This is a genomic window from uncultured Porphyromonas sp. (genome assembly GCF_915070105.1).
In the GTDB taxonomy this organism is placed as follows: Bacteria; Bacteroidota; Bacteroidia; order Bacteroidales; family Porphyromonadaceae; genus Porphyromonas.
The window spans coordinates 18,530-28,387 of the sequence record NZ_CAJZFJ010000026.1; the positions used below are offsets into that span (position 1 = coordinate 18,530).

Below are 9,858 nucleotides of genomic sequence, written 5' to 3' on the forward strand. Positions count from 1 at the left end.
TACGTCTGCTATTATGCTTGGTGTATGTTCTTCTTTAGCTATCTGCTAGCGTTGCGAATGGAGGTACTGTGTCCGTCTCACTCTGAGCTCTATCTGCTGTGTGAGCCTGCGATAGCGATCCAGTAGGGTCGTCCCCATATCAGCCTTAGCCAGCCCACGGACAGAATTCCCAGTCTGTAGATCGATCAGGTAGGCCTGTATCTCTACGACAGCCTTGCCCTTGAGCATAGCAGGACGGATCGCTAGAGCGACCTTGTCCGCCGAGCTATAGAAGAGGTGATAGCCTCCGTCGAGGGTGCGCATGAGGGAATACCCCTTGTCTAGGAGGAAGGTCTTGACTTCATTCGTCAGATAGTACTTCCCGAGTAGATCCTGCCAGAAGGCTAGAGTGACGTCTGGATAGATAGCCAGAGCGGTGAAGACCTCACCTACGAAGGGATCGTCAGCAGGGATGTTCTCATCAGCTACTGTATAGAAGTAGCCACGAGCGATCTCGCCATCCAGCGAAGTACCTCCATCATAGCGGTCATATTCATCACGAGAGAGATCGGCATTATGCACACCATGCCACTCCTCACGTTCCTTACGCTGTACCTCAGCCTTCTTCCAGCCATGTATCCCTCGGTCACGATCACTGATTGCAGGGATGAGCTTCGTCATAGGGAGCTCCTTGAAGGTCGGATAGGCCTTGTCCTGACGTGGCGAATAGGTGGTCTTGAGCAGAGCCTGCCCCGACTCGTCATAGATCACACTCAGACCTATGGGGAGGGTCTTACTCTGATAGATCTCCCGATCGGAAGACTTGCTTCCCAGCCGCTCATATCCCTGCTCTTGGAGGAAGGAGCGGAAGGTCTCATTATCTCGGATATACTTACTATCCTGACAGAGGGCATTGGCAGCACGATAGCCTCGGCTCTGCTCACTCTCATACTCATACTCGATGAGTGGCATCAGGAGGCTCTGTGTGGAGTAACGGAAGTAGACAGCACCTGAGGCCTCACGACTACGAGTGAGGACGCTCGAGCGATCCTGCTCATACTGCAGGACGTCCTTGATCGTCGCTGGGAACTTCTGTATCGGGAGGATGTACTCATTGGCTGCCCGTTGTACGACCTCGATCTCTCGAGTCAGTGTCCCAGCAGATAAGATGACCTTCGTACTACGTGCGAGTGTCCCATCATTTGGCTTAGCCTCGAGGGTAAAGACACCCTTGGCTCGATAGACGATAGCGAGCCAATCGACCTGCATGCTCAGCTCGACCTTGGGGCTATCGGTATTGGTGTCATAGACGACACGCTGTCGTCCTCCCTCTACCGGGAGAGTAATGCGAGTAGCAGTGGGCTCAATGACCGCAGTAGAGGCTGCCTGACGCACATCTACTCGGCGCTGTAGCCCTCCTGCATTCACGAGGATCACGGTCGTACGCTCCTGTCCCTCGTTATTTGCTTGGGCTGAGACACGTAGGGTCGTCCCCTCCTGTCTCAGAGTCAGCCAGCCACCCTTGCCCTCAGTGGGGGAAAAGGCTGTCCAGCTCTCTTTGTTGGTCTGTACGGTGAGTGTCTGTTCTGATGCTTCTTTGTTGAGGGTTAGAGTGCTTGTCGAGAGCTCTAGCGTGGGTTCCTCTATGTCACTGCTGCTCTTACAGGCAGGCAAGAAGAGGAGGCCTACGAAGAGGCTCGTAGCGAGGCTTAGTATCCGTCTCATGAATGTAAGTGGAGTATTAGGGTGAGAATGATATGAATCCCCCAAGGAAGTCCCTCCGCCCAAGAGATACTGGGTGGAGGGGAAATCCTTGCGAGGGAGGGTGATTACTTGAGTGTCTTCTGAATGCGGTCAATGATACGATCGAGAGCCTTGTCACGAGCATACTGCTCCTTATCAAGGGCTCTGAAGTAGCTCTGCAGATCTCTGCTACGAGTAGCATCGAGCAGAGCGTTCTTCTTTCCGAGATCAATGATAGCTAGGTGAGCATTGAGGACGATTTTTTGTTCATACTTCCCTACACCGACGAAGTAGGCCTTCTTTTCTGCGTCGTTGTAGAAGATATAGAAGCTTCTACTAGTACGGAGGAAGGGATAGCCATTATCTGTCATGAGTTTCTTAAACTCATCCGTGGGATAGTACTTCTGATCGACCTTGTCCTGCCAGAAGCCTAGGTTGTAGTTTGGATAGAGTGCAAGTACCTCCTGGACGACATCTATATAGGGATCTGTCGCTGGAATACCCGATCCTGCTACGATGTAGAAGTAGCCACGGACGATCTCGGTCTCATAGGAGGTTGCCCCTTCGGGGACATCGAAGAAGTCAAGCTCCTTCGTACTCGTCCCAGTATTCAGCTTGCTCTTGTTGGCGGTCTCTATGACCTGGACATCAGCACGCTTCTTACCCTCCCTCTTTAACTCTCGGCTACCCAGAGTCTCACCGATCTTGAGCAGTGGGAGCGTCTTGAAGGTCTCGTACTTCTCAGTCTGCTTAGGCTGATAGATGAAGTCTAGCTGTGCCCCATTAGAAAGGATGGAGACAGTCAGAGAGAGATTGACCTTATCGTTGGTATAGGGGATCGTCTTTCCATCTGAAGAGGGTGTACCCTTCACGAAGCCATACTTACCTACTAGAGCATTGAAGGCTGCAGCCTTAACAAACTCTGCATCTGTAGAGATGACAGATGCCTTGGCAAAGTTGGGACTATTGATAGCTGCGAACTCATACTGGATCACAGGCATGATCTCGCTCTTGGTCGCATATCGATAGGTATTCGTGTTGAAGAGGCCGTCAGGAGAGGACACAAGAGCACTTCCACGGGCGACTTCATAGTTATGAACCTCTACCAGACGAGCTGGATACTGGTCTAGGAATGGGAGGATATAGACGGCTGTCCCCTCCTGGCTCACCGAGACTTCCTTGATCATTGTCCCGAGGGTCAGTGTGACCTTCCCCTCACGACCATCCTTAGCGGCATTAGCCTTAGCGGTGACGGTGAAGCTTGTCTGCGTGACTGTGCCTACAGAGAGCCAGTCTGCTCCAGCAGTGACCTCGACCTTGACTCCACGGGAATTACTTGCGAAGGCGATCGCTTCTGATCCCCCCTTAGCATCGAATGTGACTGTACTCTTAGACACATCGAGAGCAGCATCACCTGCACTCTGGCGTACAGAGATCTGCTTCTGTAGTCCACCCGCATTGACGACGATGGTGGAGCGACGTTCGCTACCTCCATCATTTGCTACGACCTTCACCCGCAGGCTAGTACCCTGCTGTTCTAGGGTGATCCAATCACTCTGACCTGCGACGAAGGCATTCCAATTCTCCTTATTGGTCTGCACGGTTACTGTCTGATCCGAGGCTGTCTTAGCGAAGGTCAGAGCATTGGTCGATAGGTCAAGCGTTGGCTCCTCGATCTCATTCTTCTTACAGGATGGGACGACAAGGAGAAGAGCCAATAGGCCGAGCGTATATTTAAATATCTGTCTCATAATTCTCTTTGCATTTGGATATGATGTACGACCTGAGTCGAATCACCCAAGTCGATAGAAGAATTGTAGATACCACGCCCGCTAGGCTACAAGCCCTACTACGGGGAGTATGAGACGTACGGAGGGGATGAGGGTGCAGGAGATAGCGCAGGCTTGGAGCCAAGCTCCTCACCCTCGTAGTGTGGATATTAGTAGAAGAATGTGGCCTAGTAGGAGGAGAATTACTTTTGCGAAAAGTGAATGACAAGGCTCCTAGATCTACACTGCTGGGGGGCCGACCCAGCCTCATGCAGGGGCTTCAATGCCCTGAGTCTCAATCATCCATGACCATCTCAGTGAATGCTTGTTTGTCCATTTATTATTACTAATATTACCTTGGGGAGTATGCCCCTAAATTCTGTCCGAAAGTTATAAAATAGTTTTCTAGAATACAAATATGCTACCCCAACGACTCCCCCATCGCAAATTCAACACGAAGGATAGCAAAGAGCTCCCCTACCATCTACTCACTATCAAGAAGGATATATCAGGGTAATGATACTGCATCAATATACATCTCAAGATAAACTAGATCATTGATCAAGCATCCCCCCTAGTAAACCTAATACTTCGCATAGCTCTAGCCATCCTCCCTCCCTAGAACACGAAGAGGCCACACAGCTAACTACTGTGTGACCTCTGTAGACTTGTGTGCGTATCGCTCTACTAAGCCTCGACCTTCTTATTCAGGAAGATGTGACCTAGATACCCTGCAATTACGAGGAAAAGACCTACAGCAAGGAAGGTATTAGCACTCTCTACCTGATCAGATAGGTACGAGAAGACTTGGAGGAATGCTCCAACGAGCATCACGATGACGCCTAGATACTGCTTCATAATGATATGTGTACTATGTTTGTTATTATTCTCTGCCTACAAAGAACGGAATAATTTGCCAAATAAGAAAATCAAAGCCCCCTACTCCACCTACTATCCCCTATCATTCAACGAAGTAAGACGACTGACAACGAGATCCGCTACATAGACCTATTGCTCGCTCTACTACCTCTATCCATATTGAGGCACACATCTTGGCTCTCGAAGGATAGCACTATAATCACCTCACACCTAGGACTACTCGCTAGCGGGTGATGCTACGAACCCAAGCAAAGAGTTCGTTTAGAGCATAGTCACCACTATGGGGGCGATTCCAGGGGAGCTTGAAGTTCACATCCCGACCTGTATTCTCAAGCTTTGTGGCGAGGTTGATGATTACGGGGAAGGCAGTGTCTCTATCACGAGCACCATGACGGATATACCAATGTGGAGCGACTGAGGAAGCTGGATCACCTATGTAGTACATAGGGTTCATCAGCCTTACTCGCTCAAGGAGAATAGCGAGCACCTCTGAGTATAGCTGACTAGCCTTGGGAAGAGCCTGACGGCTAGCAGGCTTCCTATCCACCTGCCTATTTCGCTCTCAAGTTTGGGACTGCCCAAAGCCACTGGATGACGACCTCTACGATAGCTCCTAATCTCTCCCTTGAGACTAGGGAAACGGGCATAAAAAAGGGAGCACAATGTGCTCCCTTTAGTTGTCTCATAAGGACTCGAACCTTAACAAACAGGACCAGAATCTGTTGTGCTACCATTACACCATGAGACAGTCTTTTGTGAACCTTGGCGGACTCGAACCGCCGACCCCTACCCTGTCAAGGTAGTGCTCTAAACCAACTGAGCTAAAGATTCAGCACTGCAAAGGTAGATAAAAGTTTTGATTCTGCAAATATCCCCAAGACCTTCTCCCGACTTTACTCTTCCTTTGGCAGGTATCAAGGGGTGTCCTAGCACCCTCACATCTCCTCCAGCATGGGACAATCCAGAGGGGATTATTCACCCCATATTCATCTCTGTACGGACAACTTAGTGCCCAAGTAAGTAATCCTACCAAACCTTCTCTACCCTACAATGGATGAACTTCTCCCTACCGCTCGTATACTCCCCCTCTTCACTCAAAAAAATCATCAGCACAAGCACCCCAGACGGTACATTTCCACCCTCTCTCCTCTTGTATGAGCCTTCTAGTTTGCTCCTCGGGCTGATCGAGTGCGGGGAAGTAGACGACTATGAGCCACTCCTGCAAAGAGCAGGAAAGGCTGTGTGCCCAACGAAATGGCGAGTGCCTAGATAGGTGGGATATACGCAGCTCAAGCGTATTGAGGAAGGTGAGGATGCTACTTGGTCCTAATAGGTATTCCGACAGCCCTATCCTATACTCAGGGCCGACGCATGATCTCGCTCGCACACTCCTGCCTTTGGATCTTCGGGGATATCGCTTCATATCCCAGGGAGCCTTAGCCTATCCCTAGAGATCCTACGTATTATCCCCAAGGAATAGACATACAAGCGAGCCCTACAGAGGAGATACTTAGAGCGCACTTGTGTACACGCGTGTATACAGTTGTGTACACGTGGGTATACAGTTGTGTACACACGTGTATACTCATCCCTCCTAGGTAGGAGGTATTCGCTGGGCATATCTAGACTAAGACATAGATACTTCTATCTTCGGTGTATGTCCTTGACGACCTTGCCCTCGCACTATAGTGATTTCATGCGACAGCCCTATCCTATACTCGGTATGAGCCCAGAAGTGAACATATAATGTTCGTCCCCATCACCTATGTAAGGTGACGAGGACGAACATACCGAGTCCTATCTCCCGTTCTTAGTATGTTCGTTTCAGCCCTCTCGGAACACTTGAGAAAGAGACCTTTAGCTGAGGGTTTCCAACCTCATAGAAAGGAGGTGAAAAAAGAAACACAAGGGAGGACTCCACAGACAGAAAGCCTCTCTCCACAACCTTAGGTAAGGGAGGCCATTTCCTCTCAGAAAGGAGGAATGAAGGGGAGAGACATATAAGACTTACGGGTAAAAAGAAACACCCCCTCCGTACCTCAGGAAAAGATACGGAGGGGGTGGATCACAAAGAGTCTTGGCCCTTGAGACACCAACCCTAGTGCAGAGCAGCTAGGCGAAGGATCTCACAGACCGTAGGATGAGGGAAAACGACCTTAGCGAGATCGGAGAGCTTCAGACCACACTGGACGGCCATGATAGCAGGGACGAGGATCTCTGAGGAGCCGTTGCCGAGGCAGTGAGCCCCGAGGACGACACCCTGCTCATCGGTGAGGAGCTTGCAGATGCCATTGCCCTGCTCGTTCTCGATGACGAAACGTCCCGAGAGGGTCATGGGAACACGATGAACCTCATAGGCACGCCCCTCAGCCTGCAGTTCCTGCTCAGTACAGCCAACAGAGGCTATCTCGGGGTGGGTATAGACGATACCTGGGATCGCCCTGTAGCACATCGCATCACCTCCTCCGAGGATATGATCGACTGCGACGACACCCTCACGAGCTGCTGTATGGGCAAGCATAGAGACACCATTGACGTCACCGATGGCATAGACCCGAGGAGCAGAGGTCTGCATGTGGGCATCGACACGCACCGCCCCACGCTCTAGCTCTACCCCGATGGTCTCTAGCCCAAGCCCCTCAGTGACAGCACGACGACCGACACTGACGAGGAGCTTCTCGAAGGGGATCTCGACCATCTCTCCCGCATGCTCGGCGACCACTACTCCCTCACGTACAGCTGTGACCTTGGTCTCTAGGTGGAACTTGCCCCCCTTCTTCTCAAAGGACTTCTGTAGCTCAGTGGAGAGCTCTTCGTCCATAGGCCCAAGGATCTTAGGGAGCATCTCGATGACCGTCACCTCGACACCCAGTGTAGAGAAGAACGAGACGAACTCCATCCCGATCACCCCACCACCTAGGACTGCGAGTGAGCTGGGTAGAGTATCGATCTCAAGTGCTTCCTTAGCTGTCCAGTAGGGGACTTCGCTTAGGCCAGGGATAGGAGGAACGAAAGCACGAGAGCCCGTAGCAAGAATCACATGAGCAGCCTCATAGGGGGCTTCGCCAGCCTGTATCTGATAGGCATCGCCACTGCGACCCGTGAGGTGTGCTTCCTCGGTCACGATCTCCACACCGAGGTTCTGGAGGTTCATACGGATGCCAGCAGAGAGCTTCTTCAGGATTTTACCCTTGCGAGCCATTACCTTAGAGAGCTCCAGCTCGGCCTCTGGGATGGAGAGACCGTATTTACGCCCTTCGCGAGCCTCAGCCAGCAGATGTGCGGAGTGGAGGAGCGTCTTGGTGGGGATACACCCTTCGTTGAGGCAAACCCCTCCGAGCTTATTCTTCTCGAAGATAACGACCTTCAGGCCACGTGCAGCAGCATGCTCAGCTGCGTCTGTACCACCAGGGCCCGCCCCGATGATCGCTAGATCAAATTTCATATTTGCAGTATGTAGTTAGGTATAATGAAGAGGGAGACTTAGCTAAGCCCCTCGATAAAGCCATCTACGTAGTCTATGCGCAGAGCCTGTGGGCTACGAGGTAGACCCGGCATACGAAGGAGCGCACCGAGGACGAGGACGATCATCTCCGCTCCCGTATTGATCACGATGTCACGTACCTCGAGGTCAAAGTCCCGAGGGCTACCATAGGCCTTGGGGTCTTCGCTGAAGGAATACTGGGTCTTGGCCACACAGATCGGGAAGCGCTCCCATCCATTTTTCTTGATGCGCTCTAGCTGGCTCTTAGCCTTGGAGGAGAAGGTGATGCTACGAGCTCCATAGATGCGCTGTGAGACCAGGCGAGCCTTCTCCTCGATCGAGGCCTCTAGGGGATAGGTATAGGATAGGGGCTTGGAGGGCTCACGCTCGATGGTATCGACGACGAGTTGAGCGAGCTCACGGGCACCCTCGCCCCCTTCGGCAAAGGCCGAATTGACAGCGAAGCCTACCCCAAGGGAGGCACAATGCTGGCGCACTAGCTCGATCTCCTCGTCGGTATCGGTGGCAAAGCGATTGAAGGCTACGACGACCGTCTGCCCAAAGCTCCGGATATTCTCAATGTGTCGGTCTAGGTTGGCTAGTCCGTGGCGTACGCCCTCGATGTTGGGACTCTTAAGGTCTTGCTCGTCTACGCCACCATGCATCTTTAGGCCACCGAGGGTAGCGACAAGTACCGTGAGAGCCGGAGAGAGCCCTGCGGTACGGCACTTGATGTTGTAGAACTTCTCTGCACCTAGATCAGCACCGAAGCCCGCCTCGGTAATGGTGTACTCAGAGTGTGCCAGCGCCATACGTGTAGCGAGGATCGAGTTACACCCATGTGCGATATTAGCGAAAGGCCCCCCGTGGATAAAGGCTGGTGTATGCTCAGTGGTCTGTGCTAGGTTGGGCTTCAGAGCATCTAGCAGGAGGACGGTGATCGCACCTGCTACACCTAGGTCCTTCACGGTAAAGGGTTCACCCGACTTCTTATAGCCAAGGAGGATATTCTCTATCCTTCGCCTTAGATCCTCCAGCGAGGTGGAGAGACAGAGGATCGCCATAATCTCTGAGGCAGGGGTAATGTCGAAGCCCGACTCCGCTGGCACACCATTAAGCGAGCCACCTAGCCCAGTGACGATCTGGCGCAGAGCACGATCATTGACGTCTAGGACACGCTTCCAAAGGACTTCGCTGAGTCCCTCCGTAGCATTGTTCCTATTCTGATAGATGTAGTTGTCGAGTAGCGCAGTGATCATATTGTGCGCAGAGGTGATCGCATGGAAGTCCCCAGTGAAGTGGAGATTGATCTTCTCCATAGGAAGAACTTGGGCATAGCCACCGCCCGCTGCTCCCCCCTTGAGGCCAAAGCAAGGGCCGAGAGAGGGTTCACGCAGAGCAACGACAGCCTTCTTGCCTAGCTTCGACATACCGAGTGCCAAGCCTATCGATACCGTCGTCTTACCAATCCCAGCCTTAGTAGCCGTTATGGCTGTGACGAGGATGAGCTTACCTCGCAGGGGAGGTGTAGGGAGCTGGGAGAGATCTACCTTAGCGATATACTTCCCATGATACTCGAGGCTGTCCTGTGGGATGCCTACCTGGGCTGCGATCTCACCAATCGGTCTGAGGGGGATCGAGCGAGCGATTTCGATGTCCGTTTTCATTGCCTGAAGAGATTGTTGTTGAATGAATCCTGCATCAAATATACAAATAAAGATGTGGTAACTACCACACATATCTGAGAGATAATGCAGTAAGGTATCACAATGAATATCGGACTAAGCAACGAAGAGCGTAAGGCTGTCGGTATGGATTTTGGGGATCGACGACGTAATTTTTGGGGGACGAGAGGGCAAAGAGGGCAAAAACGCAGAAATTTGGGCCTTAGTACATGGTGAAAGTAGATTAAAATAGGAAGAAAACGTATTGACAAAATGACGGGAAATAAGGCCTTTTAAACAGGAGAACCTCTCATTACTATTAAAATAGATTAAACTTTTG

6 protein-coding genes and 1 tRNA gene are annotated in these 9,858 nt (G+C 51.6%); all 7 read right to left on the minus strand.

Annotated elements, in window-relative coordinates:
* Positions 1-45: 45 nt before the first annotated feature.
* A complete protein-coding gene (locus QZ554_RS04105) occupies positions 46-1,704 on the minus strand; it encodes a BACON domain-containing protein (RefSeq protein WP_297194601.1) in 1,659 nt (552 codons plus the stop codon).
* Positions 1,705-1,808: 104 nt separating this feature from the next.
* The gene (locus QZ554_RS04110) at positions 1,809-3,473 is read right to left on the minus strand and encodes a BACON domain-containing protein (protein WP_297194602.1); all 1,665 of its coding nucleotides are present in this window, start codon (positions 3,471-3,473) and stop codon (positions 1,809-1,811) included.
* Positions 3,474-4,178: 705 nt separating this feature from the next.
* Positions 4,179-4,349 (minus strand): hypothetical protein, encoded by a 171-nt coding sequence (locus tag QZ554_RS04115; protein WP_297194603.1) that lies wholly within the window; start codon positions 4,347-4,349, stop codon positions 4,179-4,181.
* 244 nt (positions 4,350-4,593) lie between these two features.
* Positions 4,594-4,917 carry a hypothetical protein gene (locus tag QZ554_RS04120; protein ID WP_297194604.1) on the minus strand — a complete coding sequence of 108 codons (324 nt, stop codon included), beginning with the start codon at positions 4,915-4,917 and terminating at the stop codon, positions 4,594-4,596.
* A 209-nt stretch (positions 4,918-5,126) separates the two neighbouring features.
* Positions 5,127-5,201: transfer RNA gene (locus QZ554_RS04125), tRNA-Val, on the minus strand.
* Positions 5,202-6,468: 1,267 nt separating this feature from the next.
* Positions 6,469-7,815: a dihydrolipoyl dehydrogenase gene (gene lpdA / locus QZ554_RS04130; RefSeq protein WP_297194605.1), complete on the minus strand. Its 1,347-nt coding sequence runs from the start codon at positions 7,813-7,815 to the stop codon at positions 6,469-6,471.
* A 38-nt stretch (positions 7,816-7,853) separates the two neighbouring features.
* The gene (locus QZ554_RS04135; RefSeq protein WP_297194606.1) at positions 7,854-9,521 is read right to left on the minus strand and encodes a formate--tetrahydrofolate ligase; all 1,668 of its coding nucleotides are present in this window, start codon (positions 9,519-9,521) and stop codon (positions 7,854-7,856) included.
* Positions 9,522-9,858: the final 337 nt, after the last annotated feature.